Source organism: Enterobacter sp. 725m/11 (assembly GCF_011683705.1).
Taxonomy (GTDB): Bacteria; Pseudomonadota; Gammaproteobacteria; order Enterobacterales; family Enterobacteriaceae; genus Enterobacter; species Enterobacter bugandensis.
This window is the reverse complement of record NZ_JAAQOK010000112.1, coordinates 1-868: the sequence shown is the minus strand read 5'-3', so window position 1 is coordinate 868 and position 868 is coordinate 1. Positions and strand designations below refer to the sequence as shown.

Genomic DNA, 868 nt, shown 5'->3' with positions numbered 1-868 from the left:
TCCGTCGTCGGCAGCGTCAGATGTGTATAAGAGACAGAAAAGGTACTAAGCAATTGTTTATGTTCCTTTTCAACAAACGCTTTTTAATCATAGTCTAAGAGCTCATTTAAGATAGCTTGAGGATTATTTACAAACCGACGAGTCACAATGTAATGATCTGTATTCTCTAATTTAATAGATTCAATCCCGTTTTCACTAAAATGCAATATTTTCGAATCTGGATATGACATTAGTATAGGAGAATGGGTTGCTATTATAAATTGTGAATTGCTCTGAGCCAAGCGATGGATATGAGCGAGCGCAGCCATTTGTCTGGTAGGTGATAAAGCTGCCTCAGGTTCATCTAAAATATACAGGCCATTCGGTGCAAAGCGGTTCAATAATAATGACATAAAAGATTCCCCGTGCGATTGTTCGTGAAGGGAACGTCCACCATAGGCTCCTTGCACACCTAAACTATCAATCTCTGTTGCAACATTATAAAAACTTTCAGCTCTGAAAAAGAATCCATCTTTTGGTCGCCTTACTCCTCTTACTAGTCGAATTGCATGATGAAGTGAAGAATGACTTTCATTTGAATGAAAGTTAAAATTACGTGACCCTCCTTCTGCATTATATCCTGCGGCTATTGCAATAGCTTCAACCAAAGTTGATTTTCCACTACCATTTTCTCCCATGAGAAAAGTTACCCGCGGATGCAGATCCATACAATGAAAATTTTTCAAAGCTGGAATGTTATAGGGGTATTGTTCCCTTTCATAATCTGTGATTCTATCTTCCTGCAATAACACTGTTCGGAGATATTGTTCTAGAATATGCATTATGTAATACCTGTCTCTTATACACATCTGACGCTGCCGACGACGGA

At 38.6% G+C, this 868-nt stretch carries 1 protein-coding gene; it reads right to left on the bottom strand.

Translation table 11 applies throughout. From position 1 onward, the window contains the following. Positions 1-83: 83 nt before the first annotated feature. Positions 84-821, bottom strand: a complete 738-nt coding sequence (locus tag HBA26_RS22620; RefSeq protein ID WP_072061317.1) for an AAA family ATPase — start codon at positions 819-821, stop codon at positions 84-86. Positions 822-868: the final 47 nt, after the last annotated feature.